General features: G+C 41.3%; 25 protein-coding genes. 23 read left to right on the forward strand and 2 right to left on the reverse strand.

Annotated elements, in window-relative coordinates; translation table 11 throughout:
* Positions 1-16: 16 nt before the first annotated feature.
* The gene (locus AC04NP_RS29065; RefSeq protein ID WP_482863600.1) at positions 17-199 is read right to left on the reverse strand and encodes a hypothetical protein; all 183 of its coding nucleotides are present in this window, start codon (positions 197-199) and stop codon (positions 17-19) included.
* A gap of 165 nt (positions 200-364) precedes the next feature.
* Here AC04NP_RS29065 and AC04NP_RS29070 point away from each other — a divergent pair, with 165 nt between their 5' ends.
* The 19 genes from AC04NP_RS29070 (at position 365) to AC04NP_RS29160 (ending at position 10,757) form a co-directional block, all read left to right on the forward strand.
* Entirely contained in the window at positions 365-844 is a 480-nt protein-coding gene (locus AC04NP_RS29070; protein WP_482863601.1) for an LEA type 2 family protein, read from the forward strand.
* Positions 844-1,917, forward strand: a complete 1,074-nt coding sequence (locus tag AC04NP_RS29075) for a transglutaminase-like domain-containing protein (protein WP_482863602.1) — start codon at positions 844-846, stop codon at positions 1,915-1,917. Before AC04NP_RS29070 ends, AC04NP_RS29075 begins: the two co-directional genes overlap by 1 nt.
* 6 nt (positions 1,918-1,923) lie before the next feature.
* Positions 1,924-3,384 carry a hypothetical protein gene (locus AC04NP_RS29080; protein WP_482863603.1) on the forward strand — a complete coding sequence of 487 codons (1,461 nt, stop codon included), beginning with the start codon at positions 1,924-1,926 and terminating at the stop codon, positions 3,382-3,384.
* Between the two features lie 33 nt (positions 3,385-3,417).
* Positions 3,418-4,029, forward strand: a complete 612-nt coding sequence (locus AC04NP_RS29085; RefSeq protein WP_482863604.1) for a hypothetical protein — start codon at positions 3,418-3,420, stop codon at positions 4,027-4,029.
* A 40-nt stretch (positions 4,030-4,069) separates the two neighbouring features.
* Positions 4,070-4,696 carry a hypothetical protein gene (locus tag AC04NP_RS29090; RefSeq protein ID WP_482863605.1) on the forward strand — a complete coding sequence of 209 codons (627 nt, stop codon included), beginning with the start codon at positions 4,070-4,072 and terminating at the stop codon, positions 4,694-4,696.
* Between the two features lie 16 nt (positions 4,697-4,712).
* Positions 4,713-5,105 (forward strand): hypothetical protein, encoded by a 393-nt coding sequence (locus AC04NP_RS29095; protein WP_482863606.1) that lies wholly within the window; start codon positions 4,713-4,715, stop codon positions 5,103-5,105.
* Position 5,106: 1 nt separating this feature from the next.
* Positions 5,107-5,316: a hypothetical protein gene (locus AC04NP_RS29100; RefSeq protein ID WP_482863607.1), complete on the forward strand. Its 210-nt coding sequence runs from the start codon at positions 5,107-5,109 to the stop codon at positions 5,314-5,316.
* A gap of 2 nt (positions 5,317-5,318) precedes the next feature.
* The gene (locus AC04NP_RS29105) at positions 5,319-5,639 is read left to right on the forward strand and encodes a hypothetical protein (protein WP_482863608.1); all 321 of its coding nucleotides are present in this window, start codon (positions 5,319-5,321) and stop codon (positions 5,637-5,639) included.
* The gene (locus tag AC04NP_RS29110) at positions 5,636-5,950 is read left to right on the forward strand and encodes a hypothetical protein (RefSeq protein ID WP_482863609.1); all 315 of its coding nucleotides are present in this window, start codon (positions 5,636-5,638) and stop codon (positions 5,948-5,950) included. The genes AC04NP_RS29105 and AC04NP_RS29110 overlap by 4 nt, the downstream gene beginning before the upstream one ends.
* Positions 5,951-5,958: 8 nt before the next feature.
* Complete coding sequence (locus AC04NP_RS29115) at positions 5,959-6,825, forward strand: hypothetical protein (protein ID WP_482863610.1); 867 nt, start codon at positions 5,959-5,961, stop codon at positions 6,823-6,825.
* A gap of 4 nt (positions 6,826-6,829) precedes the next feature.
* Positions 6,830-7,018: a hypothetical protein gene (locus AC04NP_RS29120; protein WP_482863611.1), complete on the forward strand. Its 189-nt coding sequence runs from the start codon at positions 6,830-6,832 to the stop codon at positions 7,016-7,018.
* 1 nt (position 7,019) lies between these two features.
* Positions 7,020-7,442, forward strand: a complete 423-nt coding sequence (locus tag AC04NP_RS29125) for a hypothetical protein (protein ID WP_482863612.1) — start codon at positions 7,020-7,022, stop codon at positions 7,440-7,442.
* A 6-nt stretch (positions 7,443-7,448) separates the two neighbouring features.
* Complete coding sequence (locus tag AC04NP_RS29130; protein ID WP_482863613.1) at positions 7,449-8,474, forward strand: peptidoglycan-binding domain-containing protein; 1,026 nt, start codon at positions 7,449-7,451, stop codon at positions 8,472-8,474.
* Positions 8,475-8,476: 2 nt separating this feature from the next.
* Positions 8,477-8,872 carry a hypothetical protein gene (locus AC04NP_RS29135; protein WP_482863614.1) on the forward strand — a complete coding sequence of 132 codons (396 nt, stop codon included), beginning with the start codon at positions 8,477-8,479 and terminating at the stop codon, positions 8,870-8,872.
* Positions 8,794-9,333, forward strand: coding sequence for a CHAP domain-containing protein (locus AC04NP_RS29140; protein ID WP_482863615.1), 540 nt, complete (start codon positions 8,794-8,796; stop codon positions 9,331-9,333). The genes AC04NP_RS29135 and AC04NP_RS29140 overlap by 79 nt, the downstream gene beginning before the upstream one ends.
* A complete protein-coding gene (locus AC04NP_RS29145) occupies positions 9,333-10,016 on the forward strand; it encodes a hypothetical protein (RefSeq protein WP_482863616.1) in 684 nt (227 codons plus the stop codon). The genes AC04NP_RS29140 and AC04NP_RS29145 overlap by 1 nt, the downstream gene beginning before the upstream one ends.
* Positions 10,003-10,254, forward strand: coding sequence for a hypothetical protein (locus AC04NP_RS29150; RefSeq protein ID WP_482863617.1), 252 nt, complete (start codon positions 10,003-10,005; stop codon positions 10,252-10,254). Before AC04NP_RS29145 ends, AC04NP_RS29150 begins: the two co-directional genes overlap by 14 nt.
* Before the next feature lie 73 nt (positions 10,255-10,327).
* A complete protein-coding gene (locus AC04NP_RS29155) occupies positions 10,328-10,465 on the forward strand; it encodes a hypothetical protein (RefSeq protein WP_482863618.1) in 138 nt (45 codons plus the stop codon).
* Between the two features lie 79 nt (positions 10,466-10,544).
* Entirely contained in the window at positions 10,545-10,757 is a 213-nt protein-coding gene (locus AC04NP_RS29160) for a hypothetical protein (RefSeq protein ID WP_482863619.1), read from the forward strand.
* 388 nt (positions 10,758-11,145) lie between these two features.
* On the opposite strand, the gene AC04NP_RS29165 is transcribed toward AC04NP_RS29160, so the two are convergent.
* Entirely contained in the window at positions 11,146-11,724 is a 579-nt protein-coding gene (locus tag AC04NP_RS29165) for an endonuclease/exonuclease/phosphatase family protein (RefSeq protein WP_482863620.1), read from the reverse strand.
* A 263-nt stretch (positions 11,725-11,987) separates the two neighbouring features.
* Here AC04NP_RS29165 and AC04NP_RS29170 point away from each other — a divergent pair, with 263 nt between their 5' ends.
* From AC04NP_RS29170 to AC04NP_RS29185, 4 genes are read left to right on the forward strand one after another with little or no spacing between them, the layout of a single operon-like run.
* Positions 11,988-14,180 (forward strand): type I restriction-modification system subunit M, encoded by a 2,193-nt coding sequence (locus AC04NP_RS29170; RefSeq protein ID WP_482863621.1) that lies wholly within the window; start codon positions 11,988-11,990, stop codon positions 14,178-14,180.
* Positions 14,180-15,076 carry a DUF5655 domain-containing protein gene (locus AC04NP_RS29175; RefSeq protein ID WP_482863622.1) on the forward strand — a complete coding sequence of 299 codons (897 nt, stop codon included), beginning with the start codon at positions 14,180-14,182 and terminating at the stop codon, positions 15,074-15,076. Before AC04NP_RS29170 ends, AC04NP_RS29175 begins: the two co-directional genes overlap by 1 nt.
* Before the next feature lies 1 nt (position 15,077).
* The gene (locus AC04NP_RS29180) at positions 15,078-16,370 is read left to right on the forward strand and encodes a restriction endonuclease subunit S (protein ID WP_482863623.1); all 1,293 of its coding nucleotides are present in this window, start codon (positions 15,078-15,080) and stop codon (positions 16,368-16,370) included.
* Complete coding sequence (locus AC04NP_RS29185; protein WP_482863624.1) at positions 16,363-19,404, forward strand: type I restriction endonuclease subunit R; 3,042 nt, start codon at positions 16,363-16,365, stop codon at positions 19,402-19,404. The genes AC04NP_RS29180 and AC04NP_RS29185 overlap by 8 nt, the downstream gene beginning before the upstream one ends.
* Positions 19,405-19,724 lie beyond the last annotated feature (320 nt).

Below are 19,724 nucleotides of genomic sequence, written 5' to 3' on the forward strand. Positions count from 1 at the left end.
TTCTAGTTCTTAATTGTTAGATAATTCCGAAGGCCTCATACACCATCCTCACCTCATAAGGATATAGCAACTGCCTCCTACCCGTATTGAGTCCTTGTATTTCTTTCAACTTTACTCGTAACGTTTCCCTACTGATCGCGAATTGGCGGGCCAATTCCGCCTTACTGATGAACTGAATTTCTGAAATCTGATGGTCCATTTTAAACCGTTTAAGATCATTAAAGATTGAAGAGCCAACCTTTGCCAGAAAACCACACAAAAACCCTTCAATTCCCCCAATTTACCATTTTTCCCCAGAAAAACCCGGAACAAAACAGGCCTTGCCAGGCCCTATTGATCCTGAGGGAGAAATAATTTTCATTTGGTGAAAAACAAAAAAATTATGCTCAAATGGTTTGCAGGAGGAGTGGCTACATTTTTGGCTTTGCGCTATTTGCTTCGGTTAAATAGGGCAGCAGATACCATCAATTCCCGAACGGGAGTCAGGGTGCATAAGGTGGGGCTTTCGGGAATCACTTTGAAGGCCACGGTATTGCTGCAAAACCCCAATCCTATCGAGCTGAATATGCGATACCCTTTTGTAAACATCATCTACAAAGGCACATCACTTGGCACCTCTATCGTCAGAAATGAAGTGATCAGTATACCGAGCCACGGTGAGCAGTCATTTGAAGTAGAAATCCAATCAGCAGGCTGGTTTTTGCTGATGCAGGCTTTGGGAGGTGATCTTGTAAAAAGGATAAGGAGTGGCGAGAAAGTAGAGCTGGACATTGTAGCCGTCACGTCCACCACTGTAAACAAAATCCCTTATGTGAAAGAGGAAGCCATCAAACTTAACATCTGATGCAGGCATTACAAAAAAGACATATAAAACCCGGCCAGGAATATGATAAGCTTTTCCCCAAAAGCGCTAAGCAGGACACGGTCATCAAAGAAGCGGGTAAAGCGAAACTGCATCATACCATCAACCTGATAAGAGACCTGGTTTGGGAAACAAAGGAAGATACAAAACTACTGGCTCAACTACTGAAGGGTAAATACCTGAAGGAAACCTGCCGCAACATCTGGGAGTTTGTGTATAGCCATATTAACTATCACAGAGATAAAACTGGTATTGAGCAAGTGCGCAGGCCTTCCCGTACCTGGGCAGATCGTAAGAAGGGGGTAGATTGTGACTGCTACACGGTTTTTATTTCCAGCATACTCACTAACCTGGGTATTCCCCACAGCATCAGGATCACCAAATACAATGGCAAAAGGTATTTTCAGCATATCTATCCGGTGGTATCCACCGAAGCTTGTGCCACCGCTAAAACAGACAACACACAGTTAACGGTAGGCCCATCCCCCGACGGTAAATTCAACAAAGCGTCATTGACACCGACTAATGTCATAAGCGGTCAATGGTCAGCTCCGCCAGGGTATATCACCATCGACTGTGTCACCGATCACTTTGATTATGAGGTGCCATTTTCTGATTACCGGGATTTCGACATGCAGCGCGGCAAACAGGTCGGAGAAATTCACGGCCTGTCAGCAATAATAGTCAGCGGGGTAGATTCGGCAGATCTGATAGACGATTTGGGTATATTCTCCTTGCAGCAACCTAAACTACCACTTAGAAAGATTGTCAAACAAAAAACCGGCACATCAGGCAAAAGCAATACAGTACCCTGCAGGTTGATTATCAAAACAGTATCGAAGAGAAAAGATACTTCTAAAACTCCAAAGCTTTTTATATCAAAATTTAATGCTCCGGTGGAAGTATCGAGGGAAAAAGATCAGCCGGAGCCATCTATGACAATGACTGAACAAAACAACTACGCCTTGCGGAGCAGTTCAGGTTTTTGGATAAAGCTGTTACTGGCGGCAGGTATAGGTTACGGGACTTATAAACTATTGGAAATTGAACATTAAGCAATTATGGAATTACATCGATTAGACGGAATAGAAGCATCAGGACTCGATAACATCGATATCCAGGACATAAATTATGAAGAAGTTAAGGAAGGATTTAGCTCATCCCAAGTCGAAGCACTGGAAGCATTGGGATATGTACATGGCCCCGATATAGTATATGAGATACAAGACGAAGAAGGCAATGTGGTGATGTATGCGGATGCCGAGGAGAACTTGTACGTTGTAGACGGTCTGGGTGAGCTAGGTTTTTTAAAGAAGATTGGACGAGGGCTCAAAAATGCAGCAAAGTTTGTGGGTAAGAAAGTCGTAAAGCCGGTGGCTAGAGGAGCTAGCAAAGCGGCCAAGTTCACTGGTAAGAAGGTGTTAAAACCCGCCCTTAAAACATTCAATCGGTTTGTAAACCCGGCCACAATTCTCCTGCGCAATGGCTTTCTGCTGGCAATGAAGGTCAACCTGATGAAAGCAGCGGAACGGCTGCGTTTCGGCTACCTGTCGGATGCGGAAGCACGTAAACGAGGCGTTAGCATGTCAGGCTTTGCCAAGCTAAAACAGGCAGTGGCAAAAGCAGAGAAGATCTACGAGCTGGCCGGCGGTAAAAAATCCAATCTGAAACGAGCCATTCTAACCGGAAAAGGGAATAACGATAAAGCCGTACCGTTGAGTGGGGTTGCATTGGGGAACCCTGCGGACCTTGATCCTACCGATGAATTTACCGATCCTTTCGAACAGTTTATCGTAGAAGCTGATCCGGACTTAGTAGAGGCCTTTATAAATGATGAAGTAGCTGTTCAGGGACTGGGAGAGCCTGCCTCCGGAGCTGCCATAGCGGCGGCTTCTGGGGCAGTTGCTACGGTATCGGCTTTGCTCAATAAGATAAGTGGCGTATTTGATAAAGCTAAAAATGTGAAAACACAAGCACAGAGCTTGATTAGCCTACCGGGATCGAACACCCGTACCCAACAACAGATCACTTTACCTAAACCTTCGAATCCTGTTAACGTCCCGGATACTATCACCCCAAGACCTGCCAAAGCCATTCCAAATGCTTTGCAGAGGTTTACCCCGCGGGGCTTTCAAATAGCCAAAAACATCCCTAAAACAACAACCCAGAAAATCACCGCAAATATCCCAAAGCAAGCTGATATAGACATAAGCACCGAACGTACAGCTACAACCGAAAACCGAACCCCACCTAACGGAGAACGGTCTTGGTTACAAAAGAATCAAACGCCACTTTTAATAGGAGCTGGAGTATTACTGGCCGGAGGAGGTATTTGGTATGCTGTGAAAAAATCCAGTAGCAAAACCAAAGGGTCATCCGTTGATGGCATTCTCAAAAAGAAGGAACTACCCAGAGATGAATTAGGTCGGTTCATGAGTGCAAGGGGTAAGAAAAAGGGTTCAATCAAGAAAAAGAAACACAAGAGAAGTGTCCAAAAATTCACCCCAATGGCACTCCTGTAATCATTAGATCTGAAGTTAAATATTAAGAATATCATGAAAGCAGAAACAAAACAAAATGTAAAAGATAGCCTGCTGGAATCAGGTAAAAACCTGGGATCAGGATTGGTTGGTATGGTAGCAGGATCCGCAGCAGGCAGGCATTCGCTGTGGTTGGGTACCATTATCATATTTGGAGGTGCATGGTACAGCTATGATTGGCTTACCTCCGCGGGAGTGGGCATGGTGGCCTCCAATGGTTTTGCCGGTAAACGGGCGGACACTACTGTAAACGGAATAGACGGTTTTAAGGATGAAGTGGAAAATGCTAAAGCCCGTGCCATCAGTTCGCTACAAGCACTGGGAAGGAAAGTATACCTGGACAAGCTGTCTCCTTCTTTAGGAAAGAAGCTTGGCCTTGGGGCCCCGGAAGATAGCCCATTGGTTTTTGTGGGAGGTCAGGTGATTGATAAGGGCAATTTCGATACTAGTGAGGTCGATGAAATCATTCGGCAGTTAGAGGAGGGCACCCTCCCTGATGGTGCCGACCCGTCTACCCATGGAAGCAGTGAAATCACCGGGGAAAAACTGAATGGGCAAATAGGCAATTTGGATATTCAGGAGCTAAATGGCGGAGAAGATGCGCTGGAATTGAACGCGGTGGCTTGAAAAAAATGATTGAGATATAAGAAATAATTGAGATATGAAAATGATGAGAAAAAATTCAAGAGAGCAGTTTTTGGAGATCGTAAATGCACACCTGGCACTAAGAGATGCCGGAAAGAAGTACGATCCGGCGATGGTAAAAATAGCTGAGGGCATTAAGGATGGTCGCCTGCAACTATCGGACGGGGCTTATTATGCCATCAAGCGGGCAGGTAACAAAGCTACTATCCACCTTTTTGAGACCCAGGATGCCAAAGAGATTGGAATCACGAATGTGACCCAGGCCAAATTGCCCAAGGACCGGCTATTTCTATGTAACCGGATCATACTTTTGGCAGCAGAGTTTGAAGGAGAGATTCCCGAATCAGATATGGCCTGGAAGCAGCTGATCAAAGCCACCAATTTTGATAGTATCAAAAGAGTGGCAGGTTTGCAAAATGGGGTATTTACTTTTATGGCCAACAAAAAGATCATCATTGATGAACGGCCTAACCAGGAGTTTGTAACCGACGGTAATAGCACTATAAATATTGGCACGTACTACCTGGAAAGCCCCAGGTTTATCCGGGACGATGAAGAATTTGAATTCATGATTGAGTTGGGCGATGATGCCCCGGAAAAGGCGCTGATCAAAGTAGTACTGGCAGGAACCTCCACAGTTCCAGCTTAAGATCTGAAAATAAATTATGAAAGAGCAATTACAGGAGACAAGAAAGCTATTCACCTTTCTTGTGGACGTAGAAGGGAAGCTGTACAGCCCTACCAAATGGGAATTGCCTAAAAAGACAAAGTTTGTAAAAGGGATCCAACTGACCTCAGACTATCCGGACAATCTTTATTACCGGGGGGCGCAACGCATTGAAATCGGAGGCGAAGAACTTTTTCCTGAAGGCTTTGAGAGTAGGATCCTGATGTCTTCACTCAGTGTGGCGCCCAGGGAAAGGTTTTTTAATCTTGGGGAAGTGCTACCCGGAGACCTTTCTGTTAAGGTACGCTACCAGGACAAACCCCATGCCAGAACCAGGATTGATGATGGTTACCATGTGTCAGTAATTCTACTGTTGGAAGAGGAGGTTTAGTATGATGAGGGAAATTAGATCGGAAAATAATCTGGGAGGAGGCGATAATCCAAAAAAAAGTCTTATTAGAAGAAGACTAATTCCTATTGAATTAACGGTAACAGAAGGGGAATACCTGACCTTTCGAGAAAAACTTCCCCATAAAACCAAAGTAGCAGGTATCATAATCACGAGCGATACACCCTGGGAAGGTGATGAAGAGCTAATCTAACCATGACCAAGATGAAACTGGGAGAATTGTCACTGTATGAACAACGAGGAATATTTTATAAGGCAGATATTTTTGATATTCCCGACCCGTGGAACGATGTTGTGATAATGCGTGATCCTTTGTATTTGGACGGTTTTGATGAGGGGGATGACCAAGGGCTTACAGATGCAGATTTACATCACGCCATTATTCCGGTGCATGTGGATGGAAGTACTACTTATATTACCGGCGCCTACAAAGATGCTGGAGACATTGAAGGGGAATACACCCTCAAGATCTGGCTTTTGATTGAAGAAGAGCCTGTTCCAATTGATGAATTATGAGCGAAGAGTTTGCCATTAGATATGCACTCAGAAGGGCAAGGGAAAGGGGGTTCAGCAAGTATCGGCTCCTATTCCAGGATTTAAACTTAAGACCTGGACAGCAAATAGAACTAGCGGCATATAATGAGATCTGGTTTTTGATAAGTGCCGATAGTGAAATTGTCATTAGCTCTGATTACGGGGAATATGATTATAGTAATTCTAACCTTTCAGAAAATGCACATGAACATGCAGATAGGATCATCATTACCAACAACAATGAGGCTGATTCAAGACAGGTAAAATTTATCCAGGTGATTTTGCAAAACTAAAAGAGTCGATGGAAGAGGTTCAACGAATGAGAAAACCAGGATCGGTGAGGCTAACTGATGAGCAGTATGAAGAAATGGAGCGATTGGGTTTGCCAAATGAAAGTTCCTATGTGAATTACAAGCTCAACCATGCCAAAAATCATCTGCAAGTGATGCGCCAAAACGAAACTCCCGAACACGAATCTGTTTCTGCTATTCCTACCCCTGATAGGTCCCTGGAAGATAAATTAGCTGTTCAAAGGCTGATGTTGGAAAACCAGCAATTAAAAGAAAGGCTGGATGCACTAAACCAGGATAAGGAAGAAACCCTCAATGGTGTGCACCATCAAGTCAACAGTCTACTAAAAGATGAATTACTCAAAAGGGATTTTGAGGCGCTGAAATATGAGAATGTCAAACAGCAAAAGGACATTGAAAAGTTGGAGAAGCGGTTGGAAAAAGCAAATGACACAATTGAAGAGAAAAGCAATGAGATCGAGGAGCTTATAAAGAAACTAGGATTGGTTGAGTTGGGCAAGGCTTTGTTGCCCGGGGCAGTCGGTAGCCTCGCCAAGCGATACCCTAAAGAAATGCAGGGGTTGGCGGCTACTTTAGGGGAGCTGGGTGGAGACGAGGTTGGCCACCTGCCTCTGGCTGCTTTAGATGAAGAGCGGCAATACCTACTTAATATAGCAGAATATTTAAGAGAGCTGTTTACCGATGAACAATTTGAGCAGGTAATTCAAATGATCGCCCAGTTAAGTGAGCATCTAAAGGAAGATGATGGATTGATTCGCAAAGTTATATATTATCTCAATCAACTGGCGACTATTAGAAAGTCAAAACAAAGGAAGAGCCCGGTGGAAGAAACTAAGAGCGAACAAGAACAAACATAATAATATGGAGGAGTTTGATATTGCCGTAAAGGTGAAAGCGAAAAATCAGGTAGAGGCTGGCCAGGTAAAGAAGGCATTAGAAACCATGATTAGCAATTTCTCCGCTGTGGGGATCATCAAAATGGAGAAGATTTTTAAGTCCGATCCATTTATTAGGAATATGGTAAAGCTTAAACTAGGCATCAAAAAATAACATGGCATTACCTGTGACAGCATATAAAGCATGGCAGAGCAGGCCGAGGATTGGTATAAGTAGCCAGGTAATTACAGCACTGCTTGCCACAGGTGCAGGGGTTGGAGCGTTTCTTGGCATTCGGTCGGTGGTAAGAAACTTCAAACAGGGGGTCCGGGAACGGCAGGCGTTGACCGATGGAAACCCGGCAGCATTCGCCACCCAACTTAAAATGGCTTTCGAGAACGATAACTATTTTGGATGGGGAACTGATGAGGAGGCAGTATTTAGGGTACTGGAAGCTATACCTAACCGGACTACCTGGTTAAAAGTGCAAAGAGCTTACCGGGATCTTAACGACGGCAGAAACCTGGCTGCGGATCTGATGGAAGAGCTGAACAGCGAAGAGTATGGCATTGCTATGCAGATTATCAATTCGAAATAATAAGGGATGGAAACAAAGAAAAAATCGGATAACAATAGTGGAATTCCGCCGCAAATCGGTGGGCAAAGAAACAGGTACATCCTGTATGGTTTAGGTGCGGGCGTACTGTTGGGTGGCGGATATTTACTCTATCATTATTTGCAGGACACGGCTGCTATGAATCGTAGCGAACGGCCGTTTACCCCCGAGACCCTGATCCCTGCACTACCGGATAACACGAAGGCCATCGTCAAAAGCAATAGTAGTAGTTTCCCTGTGAAACGAGGATCGAAAGGAGAAGTGGTAAAAATGTTGCAGAATGCCTTATTGGCCGTAGGTGGTCAATCAGCCATCCATATCCGAGCCAGCAGTATTAAACCGGATGGGACTCCTGACGGTATTTTCGGAGGTGGTACAGAAAAGGCTTTGAGGGCTGCAGGTTATCCAATCACGGTTTCGGAAAGTACCTTTTCAAAGCTCATTGCTTCCGGCAGGGCAAAAGCAGGTAGTAAGGTCACATCCATACAAGGCAATCGGGACATAGCAAACGAGCTGATTAAGGCAGCCAACGATCGCAACGTATTTGCCGCGCTTACCGGATTGCAAAAGATCAAAAATGTAGACGGTTATTCCTCTATCAGTTCACATTTCAAAGACATCCGGATTCTTGGTGTCAAGGTTACTTCGCTTGTCAACGCTATGCTTAGCGTGGCTTTCCGAAATAACGAACCGGCTAAAGTCAAAATTCGGGCTGAGTTCAGACGTATCGGATTAAAACAAAATACCAATGAGGTATGGTACATTCCAGGCTTAGGGAAATTTGCCACTTCGCAGGAATGGAAAACTTATCAAAATAGCAGAAATCTGTTAAGCATTGCTGTTGTACGAAAACCGACCTTGCTCAAAACCGGTAATGGCCAGTATATTATTCCCCCGTTGAATCCGGACACGATCATTGGCTACGTAACCGATGATCATAAGGGCATTACCCAAATCTTGACAAGAAATGGTGAAACGGTGTATGCACCTTCGCAAAATATAAAATTGATATAATAATGGACAGACTAAAACAATGGATTAAAATTAACCTGGTTCCATTCATTAAGAATTTATGGAACTACATCAAGGTTTGGAGGGAATTATCCTCTATCCTCGTAGCCCTGTTTCTATGGGCTAATAGTACCTGGTTCCTGCACCTCATTGACCCTACAGCGGCTACCTATGATGCAGGCGTTTTCCAGGTCTACCTCTTTGCGATTATTGGATTGTTCATCCTTCATGGGGTGGTACGAATCCTGATGAAATTGATCTGGCCTAGCTCGGATGATTATTTGGATCATGAATTTGCTAATGACTTTAAAACTATAACCAAATGGCAAAAGCTAAAGCTATCTACTTTTATCTTTTTTGCTTTTTTATATGCAGTGGTTCTTTTGGCCAGAGTGATCTAGGGCAGAGCAAACGTACTTTACTAAAGCAAACCTTCAGCAAAGAGGTAGGTGTAAGAGAGCAGGGAGCAAACCGGGGCGAGCGGGTAGAGCAATATTTAGCTTCTGTTGGTTTTGGTCCATCTTATGCATGGTGCGCCGCTTTTGTAAGTTGGTGCTTTCAGCAGGTAGGTGTAGAAGCACCTAAAAGTGCTTGGGTACCCAGCTATGCTATCAAACGAAATATAGTTTACCAGAGAGGAGAATTTATCAAACAATTACCTCAATCCGGCGATGTGTTTATGATATGGTATTCCAGGCTGAAACGGCCTGCCCACATCGGTTTTATCGAAAAATGGGAGGATAAATGGGTTGTAACCGTTGAAGGCAACACCAATGATGATGGATCTCGGGAAGGTGATGGAGTTTACAGAAAACGAAGGCCTCAAAGGCAGGTTTGGGCTGTCAGTAATTTCATCGATTAATGCTAAATAAGACGAGGCAAATATTAAAAAGCAAAGGCTATAAGCTATATAAGCAACCATACCGGTTAAACATTGTAGCTTACCGGAGCAAATTTGTCCGGAGCAACCGCTTCGATGATGAGATCCATGTCTTCTACATTAATGGTCAGGGGAAATGGATTTACCACATTTTTGCAGCCACTACCGATCCCGGCCAGTATTGGCTCGACAACCCAGTGCATCCGCAAGGGACTGCTTTTCTAAAAAAAGGCCAGTATGAGGACGCTTATGCTATGGGTTATCATCGGGGTGTTTACCAAGCACTTGTACAGGTGCGAGACGTAACTGTTATCCGTGATTATGATCGTAAAGGGATTTTTAAATGGTTTGAAAGCGGTTATGAGGATACCGGCAGGTTCGGTATTAATATTCACAGGGCTAGGGATGAAGGAAGGGTGAAGGTAATTGATGCTTTTTCTGCGGGATGCTTGGTATTTGCTGATGCAGGAGATTATGACCTCTTTATGAAACTGGTAAAAATTCATCGGGATAGGTACGGCAATCGCTTCACCGTTACGCTGGTTGATTTTCGGGATGAGCGAAGAAGGATCTACCGCAGGGTGGCCTGGACTTCCTTGATCGCCTCATCCATGCTCTTTTTTGCAGATTTATATTACAAACAAGCTCAGCATGAAGCTGTCTAAAAATAGTAAAAAAGCAGGCCTTGCGCTGATAGGGAGTATGGCGGGTTTCCTGGCTGCCAAATGGTTGAAAACAGAGGAGGTTTACCCTTTTATTTTGATCGGTGGATTTGTAGGAAACTACATTGGCGAAGAGTACATACCGGAAGAAGGATGTGAGCCTTTGGGGAATCAGGAACCGATGAAGTTGGCTTATTTTGATAGGCATGGAAAACTAAAAGAAATCATGATTAAAGACTGAAGAATGGTTGTAAATTACTGAATTAGAGGTGATTAATGTTATATTAGACAAATCACTATCACAAAAATAAAGTATGAAACTCGATCTTAATAAACTATATGTGGTATACAAACCAACCAGGCACTCAGAAAAGGTAGATGTATTTGATGGCCGGCCTGATAGGTTACATGGTTTGTACAACCAGTTTTTGGGGGGCTTACTGTCGATATGATTCATGGCATTTATACCACCCAAGCTGAGGCTACTGAAGAGGCCAAGAAGATTTTTAAAAAATACAACATAAATAATCAATGAAGAAACCAAAAACAAAGTCAAAAAGAAGGCCAAAGAAGAAATCATATTCGGGATATGCTATTTTTTTAAGCCACATAAAAGCTAAAGATAGGTATAAAGTAACCTCTCCACCCAAAGTGTACAAGACCAAGGCCCAGGCGATGCAGGAACTCGGTAAGTTGATTCAAAAAGGCTGGAAAAAGTCCGAGCTGAAAATTTTGAAATATTAGTATGAAACCAGCTATTTATAATACCCAAATTTCTAAAAGCGAATTAATCTCTGCTGATCCCAATGATGAAAGCTGCCCTAAGGTTAGAGCTTACTACAAACATGAAATGGCCAAAATGTACAACGTCTGCACCAAAACTTTCTCAGCCTGGATCCACATGTATTTCGAAGAACTGCAACCATTTGGTTATACGATACATACTAAGCTACTCCGTCCAGAGATTGTCAGGTTTTTGTTCGAGCGGTTGGGAGAGCCCTAGCTTAAAATTGTGTTGGAAAATTCAACTTCTTAGAATTTAAGGTGGAGCTTAATGAGAATAGAAATCTACTAATACTTATGATATTCAAAACCAAATCTTTACCGGGCAATGGTCTGAAATGTTGTTTTTTCAATCTTCCAGTACCTCTTGGTACCTATCAAACCTGAAATCAATCCTCTCATCCGCCGGAGCAATATTAGAAGGAGATGTTACCAAATCTGACTCATAGGATATGTATTTTGTTGTTTTGGGTAGAATTTCGTCGTTGCTATTGAGTTTTTTATAACTAAGTCCTTTCCTCTCGATATGAGGCACCTGATGAGTTTTTATCCTATCATAAAGGGACTTGGATGCCAATATGTAATCTATTTGAGAAACTTTAGATGCGCTCCTCCAATAATAAGTCCAGCGGTCATTTGGCCTCAATTTGCCTAAAACATCAAATAATAAATTGGAATTTACAAGTGGTTTAACATAAGGACTGTAAGGAGTATCGTTAAAATCACCAATCACTGCATATAGCGCTGAATTGTGCATACCACTAAACCTATTTTTAATAATTTCCAATGTCTTTTGCGCTTGCTGCAGCCGCCTATTGTGACTTGCCGTTAATTTGGCTTTATATTTTTCATCAGTGTCATCTCTGTCACGAAAAACTAGCTTAGATTTGAAATGGTTGTAACAAGTATTTCCAGATAACTGCTTCATGAATAAATCACAGGTGTTATACATTCTTTTCAAAAATATCTCAAAGTTTAGGGTATAGTTTCCAGTTTAATTATATTTCATTTTTACAAATTTGATAATGAATGAATAGAAATTTAGCAAATAAGATTATCCAAAAAGTTGGGAAAGAGTGATAACATTGTAAACTTGCTATATTCAAATTGGAGTCAACCAAGATTGGAGATTCTATTTCACATAGTAGAAATTTTAGAAATTGAATTTAAAGACTTACTAATTAGTAATAAATGACGCAAAACACGCACTCCGAATTAGTTGGACTTATTTGGAATATCGCCAATAAACTCAGGGGACCCTACCGACCGCCTCAATATCGAAGGGTCATGCTTCCTATGATTGTACTTAGACGTTTAGACTGTGTATTGGAAGAAAATAAAGATAAAGTGGTCAAAAAATATGAGCAACTTAAAAGTGATGGAAAGCTTGAAGAAGATGCCATCAACAAAATTTTAGGAAAAACTGCATCTGGGGAGCGGGAACATCCTTTGTTCAACACAAGTCCATATACGTTCAAAAAGCTGTTGGCCGATTCCGATAACATTGCCCGTAATCTGGTGGCTTATATCAACGGATTTTCACCTAAGGCGAAAGAGGTTTTTGAAAAGTTCAAATTTGAAGAAGAGATCACGAAGCTGGAAAGCGCGAATCGACTATATATGATCGTAAAGGAATTTGTGCAAACAGAAGATGGAAAGGTCGTTGACTTACACCCAGATCGTATCTCTAACCTCCAGATGGGTTACGTCTTTGAGGAATTAGTGCGGAAATTCAATGAGCAGGCAAATGAGGAAGCGGGGGATCACTTCACGCCAAGAGAGGTAATCAAGTTAATGGCAAGCCTAGTTTACACCGACGAAGAAGATGTTTACAAATCTGGCATTATCCGAACCATTTATGATCCGACTTGTGGTACTGGAGGTATGCTCTCAGTTTCAGAGGAGCATATTAGAGCTGAAAATCAAAATGCCAACCTGATCTTATTCGGTCAGGAATACAATGATGAATCCTACGCCATTTGTTGTTCCGATTTGCTCATAAAAGATGAGCCATTAGATAATATCGTTTTGGGGGATACACTAGGAGATGGCAAAACCTTTGATGGTCATCCTAATGAAAAATTTCATTATATGCTGGCCAATCCACCTTTTGGAGTTGAGTGGAAACCGCAAAAGGACTCAGTAGAAAAGGAATATAAGGATTATGGATTTTCTGGGCGGTTCGGACCAGGCTTGCCAAGGATCAATGACGGGGCTTTGCTGTTTTTGCTACACATGATTTCCAAAATGCACCCGAAACCCGAAGATGGAGGGGATGGTTCCAAAATCGCCATTGTATTTAATGGCTCACCCCTCTTTACAGGAGATGCCGGATCAGGTGAAAGTAACATTAGACGTTGGATTATTGAAAATGATATGTTAGATGCCGTGGTAGCTTTACCAAATCAGCTTTTTTACAATACTGGTATTTTCACTTATATCTGGCTGGTAACCAATCGCAAGACGGCCAAAAGAAAAGGTAAAATCCAGCTCATCGATGCTACTAAGCATTACAAGAAAATGGCTAAGAGTCTGGGGGATAAGCGGAATGAGCTTTCTGAAGATCATATCAAAGAAATTACCCGCTTGTATGGAGAATTTGGACACAAGGCAATATCTAATTTCTTATGTGAAGGCAAAGCTGAGGAAAAAGTAGCTTCTAAAATCTTTGACAACCGCGAGTTTGGTTTCTTGAAAATGACGGTAGAGCGACCGCTCCGATTGAACTTTTTGGTGAGTGAAGAACGCTTTTCCAGGCTTCATGAGGAATCAGCCTTCCGGAGTTTGGCAGAATCCAAAAAGCGCAAAGACCAGGCAACCATAGAAAAAGAAATAGCCGAAGGCAAAGCTTTGCAGCAAGCTATATTAGAAATGCTTGAAGGCATAAAAAGTGAGGAATTGATTATGGACAGGGCAATCTTCCAAAAATCATTAAAAATTGCCATCAAGGCATCAGGTCTGAAGTTAGATGCGGCTATTCAAAAGGCCATATTATCTGCCTTATCTGAGAAAGACCCAAAGGCTGAAATCTGCAGAGATGCTAAGGGAAACCCTGAGTCAGATCCCGATTTACGCGATACAGAGTTGGTACCTTTACCAAGTGATATCACTTTACCGTTACCTATCGACTATGACAAAAAAGCCAAAAATAACGATCTACTATTATTGGTTAAAGACCACTGTGAAACATACCTTAAAAAAGAAGTGCTTCCTCATGTGCCTGATACCTGGATCGATCATAAAAAAACCAAGGTTGGATATGAAATACCGCTCAATAGACATTTCTATGTCTACAAACCACCCAGACCTTTAGGCGAGATTGAGTCTGATATTGAAAAAGTGGAAAATGAAATTTTAGACATGTTAAAAACCCTTAAAGTGTAATGGCAGATTTAAAATTGTTTCAAATCCGGGGCTCCATGGTTAATATTAAAGCACCAACCGAGTTCAAGTACGAAAGGGAAATTCAAAAGCTTTGTGAAGAGAACCTCGAAACGCTTTTTGGTGTTCGTTTTATTGCCGCCGAGCATTCTACGGGTAGCAAGCACAAGGGAAGAATAGATTCGTTGGGTATTGATGAGAACAACTGCCCTGTAATTATTGAATACAAGCTGGAAAGCAAAGACAATGTCATCAATCAGGGACTGTTTTATTTGGACTGGTTGATGGATCACAAAGCAGATTTTGAAATGCTCTGCTTAAAGAAGTTTGGTAAGCAAACAGAAGTAGATTGGACAAACCCAAGATTGTTGTGTATAGCTAAGGATTTTACAAAATACGATGATCACGCCATAGCTCAAATCAATCGTAACATAGAATTGATTCGTTACCGGGTATTTGATGGTGATCATATTCTATTTGAGCTAGCTAGCACCACGCAGCAAAAAGAATCGGCTGACAATTCGCTAACACGACAGAACAAATACAGGGGTATTGATGACTATAAAAAGAGTGCCTCCGATGAATTGATTTTGCTGTATCAAGAAATAGAAGATTTTATTTTCTCACTTGGGGATGACGTACAAAAAAAGGAATTGAAGTTTTACCACGCCTATTCCCGTATCAAGAACTTTGTTTGTTTGGAAATTCGACCTCAAAAAAAGAATATCTTAGTCTTTTTGAAAATTGAATATAATCAGCTAGATAACCCAGGTAAAAATATCCGGGATGTAAGTAAAATTGGACATTCTGGTACCGGAGATACTGAAGTGAGTATTTCTTCCATTGAAGAGTTTGAAAAGGCAAAAGTGCTAATTGAAAAATCCTATAATCAGAGTTAGAATGATTCAGTTTAAAAACAAATACCGTAAATACGAATCATATGTTGCTTCGAACATTAAGTTTCTTTTGGAAAGGCCTGAAGGATGGGAACTCAAAAGGCTTCAATTTGGAGCATCTATTTTAAATAGTAATGTAGATAAAAAGGTTTCCGAAAGCGAAACTCCTGTGAAGCTCTGTAACTATGTTGATGTCTACTACAATGATATAATTAATGAGAATTTGGATTTCATGGAAGGTTCAGCAACTAAAGTTGAAATTGACAAATTCACATTAACTAAGGGAGATGTCATTATTACTAAAGACTCAGAATCTGCGGATGATATTGGAATACCAGCATATGTTGAAAAAGATCTTGAAGGCGTAGTGTGTGGTTATCATCTAGCTATTTTTAAACCATTCAAAGAAAAGCTTAATGGGAAGTTTCTACTATATTATTTAAACTCAAAAGTTGCTCAAACTAACTTTGAGTTAGGGTCGAATGGTGTTACTAGGTTTGGATTATCGAGAAATGCCATTAAAACTCTCCAGATACCTTACCCAAAACCTGATGAACAAACCTGCATCACCCGCTTCCTAGATAAGAAAACCAGTCAGATCGATAGGCTGATTGAGGCAAAAGAAAAGCTGCTCAAGTTCCTGGCAGAAAAGCGCACTGCCATCATCACACAGGTAGTAACCAAAGGTCTCGATTCTAATGTGGAGATGAAGAATTCGGGGATTGATTGGTTAGGAGAGATTCCGAAAGATTGGAAAACAATTAAACTACGGTACTTGGGGCGAATGAAAAGCGGAGAAGGAATTACCACATTAGAGATGAATGAAGATGATATATATCCAGTTTATGGTGGTAATGGCTTTCGAGGTTACACATCGAACTATACACACAATGGTGACTATATCTTGATAGGGCGACAAGGTGCATTGTGTGGAAATATTAATTACGCCTCTGGGAAATTCTGGGCTTCCGAGCATGCCGTAGTTGTAACGCGAGCCGAAAATATTGATTTGATTTGGATGGGGGAGCTATTGAGAATTATGAATTTGAACCAATATTCGGTTTCTGCTGCCCAACCAGGTTTGGCTATTGATAGAATTCAAAACCTTGAAGTCCCGTTGCCTCCAGTAAGTGAACAAAAAATAATTTCGAGTTATTTAGAAAGCTTGAATTCTGCAGCGATTCTTGATACAAAAATTCAAAAATCAATAAACAAACACAAAGAATACCGTGAAGCGTTAATTACTGCTGCAGTTACCGGTCAGATTGATATAAGAAAGGAGGTTCGTCATGAGTAAGCACACTGAAATACGCTTTGAAGAAGCCATTGAAGAAGTATTAGTCGCTTCTGGTGGTTATGTGAAAGGGGATGCCAAAACCTACGACATTGATAAGGCATTATTCCCAAATGAAATTATTTCCTTTATTACTGAGACCCAATTAAAGAAATGGGAGGCGCTCCAACAGATATTGGGTGATCGATCAGAGGAAACACTTATCAAAGATCTCTGCAAGGAACTTTCATTAAAAGGATCGCTACATGTTTTAAGGCATGGCTTCAAAAGCTTTGGTAAATCCTTTCGATTGGCCTTTTTTACACCAAACAGCAAACTAAATCAGCAAGCTTGGGAAGATTATGAAAAGAACATATTGGCGGTTACTCGTCAGGTACATTTCAGTCCGAAAAATCCTAGTCTGTCGCTAGATGTTGTCTTATCATTGAATGGCTTACCTGTTGTAACATTGGAGTTGAAAAACCACATGACAGGTCAAACGATTGAAAATGCTATTCGTCAATACAAGTTTGACCGTCAACCGAATGAACCGATTTTCAAGTTTAAGGAACGAGCCTTAGTTCATTTTGCTGTTGATACTGATTCAGCCTCCATGACTACCAAGCTGGAAGGGAAAGACACGTTCTTTTTACCTTATAACCAGGGGTATAAAGACGGAGCGGGCAATCCACCACTTAAAGAAACGGGATACGATTATCGCACATCTTATCTGTGGGAAAGCGTGTTGCAAAAAGATTCTTTGCTTGATATCCTCGCCAGATTCATGCACCTGCAAGTAGAAGAAAAACAGATTGTTACCAAAAGGGGCATTATCCGAAAGACCAAAGAAACGATGATTTTCCCCCGGTATCATCAATTGGATGCTGTTAGGGCTTTAGTAGTTAATTCAAAACAAAAAGGTTCTGGGCATAACTATCTTATTCAGCATTCTGCAGGTTCTGGAAAGTCCAATTCCATTGCCTGGCTGGCACACCGTTTGTCAAGCCTGCACAATGATCAGGATGAGAAAGTATTTGATTCAGTGATCGTCATTACTGACAGGAGGGTGCTGGATCAGCAATTGCAGGATACCATTTATCAATTTGAACACAAACAAGGAGTTGTTCAAAAGATCGATGAAAACACCCAACAATTAGCCAAAGCACTTTCTGGAAGTGTACCGATCATCATTTCCACCATTCAAAAATTTCCGTTCATAGCGCAGGCAATCGAAACACTTGAGAAAAAAGGAGAGGAAGTTAAAATCGATACTGTGGGCAAGCGATTTGCTGTTATAGTGGATGAAGCTCATAGTTCGCAATCCGGTGAAAGTGCCATGGAATTGCGTAAAGTGCTGAATAAGGAGGGTATCCAATCGGCCATAGCCGAGCAAATTTTGGATATGGACGAGGAAGAATTGTCTGATGAAGCCAAAGAAGCATTGCTTACAGAAATGCTCAAACGCCCTCGACAAAAAAATATTAGCTATTTCGCTTTTACCGCAACACCCAAGTTTAAGACCCTAGCTGTATTTAATGAACCAGGTAAAAATGGAAAGCCACCATTCCATGATTACAGTATGAAACAAGCCATTCAGGAAGGATTCATCATGAATGTTCTGGAAAATTATACTACCTACAAAACTTACTATGGCCTGGTTAAATCTATTGAAGACGATCCCGAGGTTCCTAAAAAGAAAGCCGCGTTAGCGTTAGCTCGCTTCATGAGTTTACATCCGCATAACATAAGTCAAAAGGTAGAAGTAATTGTTGAACATTTCAGGAGTTCTACAAAGCATAAGATAGGTGGGAGGGCTAAGGCAATGGTCGTAACCCGATCACGACTGCATGCGGTAAAATACAAACTTGAATTTGACAAGTATATATCAGAGAAGGGATATAAGGATGTGAAATCACTGGTGGCCTTTTCAGGAACTGTGGTTGACCCGGACTTCCCTGATAAGTCATACACAGAAACAGGTATGAATCAGGGTATTAAAGAGTCTGAGTTGCCAGAAAAATTTGGTGCTGAGGAGTATCAGGTTTTATTGGTTGCAGAAAAGTACCAAACTGGTTTTGATCAACCCCTACTGCATACCATGTATGTGGATAAACGTCTCTCCGGAATTCAGGCAGTGCAAACATTGTCGCGATTAAACAGAACTACCACAGGTAAGGAGGATACCTTTGTACTGGACTTTGTCAATGAACGAGAAGAGATATATGAATCGTTTAAGCCCTATTACAGAGTAACCGAAAAAGGACCAGAATCTGATCCGCATTTGCTATATAGTCTTCAGCACAGCTTGCAAGAATATCAAGTTTTCACTGATGAAGAGATCAATGCACTATGTGAAGTGTGGTTCAAAAATCGGCAAGAACCAACCCCAGGTGATCACAAGATCATGAATAGTGTGTTAGATAAAGCGGTGGAACGATTTAAAGAGCTGAACGAAGAAGACCAGGAAGAGTTCAAGAGCAAACTGATCAGTTTCAGAAATCTGTATGCTTTCTTATCACAGGTCATTCCTTATCAGGATTCGGATTTAGAGAAGTTATACACTTATCTCAGGTTTCTAAACACCAAACTTCCTAAAAGGCAATCAGGCAAATATGAGTTAGAAGATGAAGTGGTGCTCAAATACTATCGCCTACAAAAAATCAGTGAAGGAAGTATTGACTTAGAAGTTGGTGAGCCTGAACCTGTTTATGGAGCCACAGAAGTAGGTACAGGTTCAGTTAAGGATGATCAGATACAGCTATCAACTTTGGTCAATAAGCTCAATGAACGCTTTGGAACAGAATTTACGCTTGCAGATCAGTTGTTTTTTGATCAGGTGATTGAAACAGCGATGGAAGATGATAAAATTCGGGAAGCCGCTCAAGTGAATTCTTTAGAGAACTTCATGTATTTCTTTGAAAAGATGCTTGAAGGATTGTTCATTGATAGAATGGAAGGGAATGAAGATATCTTCACCAAACTGATGAATGACGATAAAATGATGAAAATTGCTGCTAAGCAGGTTGGAAAGGATGTTTATAATCGTATTAGAAAATAAGATTGGCTTTTGTTAATTTAATTTAGCTAAAAGAAATACATATTTTAATTAAATGGTTTTTCCACATAAGTAATTGATTATCAACTGAATTTTAAGAATCTCGAACCCCGAACCTACCGTCTAAGGGCAGTTGCTATTTTAGTCCAAGATTGGCAACGGCTTTAGAATTAAGCTGATTAATTGAAAAATAACTAAATCGCTATATATTTAAAATCCTTTTCCGTAGTTCAAATGTGGCCAAACTACGGCTGAAAATAATTAGTTATCCTTTATTAAATATGTACTCTATTTTCACCTATAATGATATTGGAAAGAGTATA

It is taken from the genome of Agaribacillus sp. DX54 (genome assembly GCF_056858335.1).

Bases quoted from the DNA above. Each gene is read 5' to 3' on its own strand.
- AC04NP_RS29065 (WP_482863600.1), bottom strand. From the start codon at position 199: ATGGACCATCAGATTTCAGAAATTCAGTTCATCAGTAAGGCGGAATTG.
- AC04NP_RS29075 (WP_482863602.1), top strand. From the start codon at position 844: ATGCAGGCATTACAAAAAAGACATATAAAACCCGGCCAGGAATATGAT.
- AC04NP_RS29080 (WP_482863603.1), top strand. From the start codon at position 1,924: ATGGAATTACATCGATTAGACGGAATAGAAGCATCAGGACTCGATAAC.
- AC04NP_RS29085 (WP_482863604.1), top strand. From the start codon at position 3,418: ATGAAAGCAGAAACAAAACAAAATGTAAAAGATAGCCTGCTGGAATCA.
- AC04NP_RS29090 (WP_482863605.1), top strand. From the start codon at position 4,070: ATGATGAGAAAAAATTCAAGAGAGCAGTTTTTGGAGATCGTAAATGCA.
- AC04NP_RS29095 (WP_482863606.1), top strand. From the start codon at position 4,713: ATGAAAGAGCAATTACAGGAGACAAGAAAGCTATTCACCTTTCTTGTG.
- AC04NP_RS29100 (WP_482863607.1), top strand. From the start codon at position 5,107: ATGATGAGGGAAATTAGATCGGAAAATAATCTGGGAGGAGGCGATAAT.
- AC04NP_RS29105 (WP_482863608.1), top strand. From the start codon at position 5,319: ATGACCAAGATGAAACTGGGAGAATTGTCACTGTATGAACAACGAGGA.
- AC04NP_RS29110 (WP_482863609.1), top strand. From the start codon at position 5,636: ATGAGCGAAGAGTTTGCCATTAGATATGCACTCAGAAGGGCAAGGGAA.
- AC04NP_RS29115 (WP_482863610.1), top strand. From the start codon at position 5,959: ATGGAAGAGGTTCAACGAATGAGAAAACCAGGATCGGTGAGGCTAACT.
- AC04NP_RS29120 (WP_482863611.1), top strand. From the start codon at position 6,830: ATGGAGGAGTTTGATATTGCCGTAAAGGTGAAAGCGAAAAATCAGGTA.
- AC04NP_RS29125 (WP_482863612.1), top strand. From the start codon at position 7,020: ATGGCATTACCTGTGACAGCATATAAAGCATGGCAGAGCAGGCCGAGG.
- AC04NP_RS29130 (WP_482863613.1), top strand. From the start codon at position 7,449: ATGGAAACAAAGAAAAAATCGGATAACAATAGTGGAATTCCGCCGCAA.
- AC04NP_RS29135 (WP_482863614.1), top strand. From the start codon at position 8,477: ATGGACAGACTAAAACAATGGATTAAAATTAACCTGGTTCCATTCATT.
- AC04NP_RS29140 (WP_482863615.1), top strand. From the start codon at position 8,794: ATGGCAAAAGCTAAAGCTATCTACTTTTATCTTTTTTGCTTTTTTATA.
- AC04NP_RS29145 (WP_482863616.1), top strand. From the start codon at position 9,333: ATGCTAAATAAGACGAGGCAAATATTAAAAAGCAAAGGCTATAAGCTA.
- AC04NP_RS29150 (WP_482863617.1), top strand. From the start codon at position 10,003: ATGAAGCTGTCTAAAAATAGTAAAAAAGCAGGCCTTGCGCTGATAGGG.
- AC04NP_RS29155 (WP_482863618.1), top strand. From the start codon at position 10,328: ATGAAACTCGATCTTAATAAACTATATGTGGTATACAAACCAACCAGG.
- AC04NP_RS29160 (WP_482863619.1), top strand. From the start codon at position 10,545: ATGAAGAAACCAAAAACAAAGTCAAAAAGAAGGCCAAAGAAGAAATCA.
- AC04NP_RS29165 (WP_482863620.1), bottom strand. From the start codon at position 11,724: ATGAAGCAGTTATCTGGAAATACTTGTTACAACCATTTCAAATCTAAG.
- AC04NP_RS29170 (WP_482863621.1), top strand. From the start codon at position 11,988: ATGACGCAAAACACGCACTCCGAATTAGTTGGACTTATTTGGAATATC.
- AC04NP_RS29175 (WP_482863622.1), top strand. From the start codon at position 14,180: ATGGCAGATTTAAAATTGTTTCAAATCCGGGGCTCCATGGTTAATATT.
- AC04NP_RS29180 (WP_482863623.1), top strand. From the start codon at position 15,078: ATGATTCAGTTTAAAAACAAATACCGTAAATACGAATCATATGTTGCT.
- AC04NP_RS29185 (WP_482863624.1), top strand. From the start codon at position 16,363: ATGAGTAAGCACACTGAAATACGCTTTGAAGAAGCCATTGAAGAAGTA.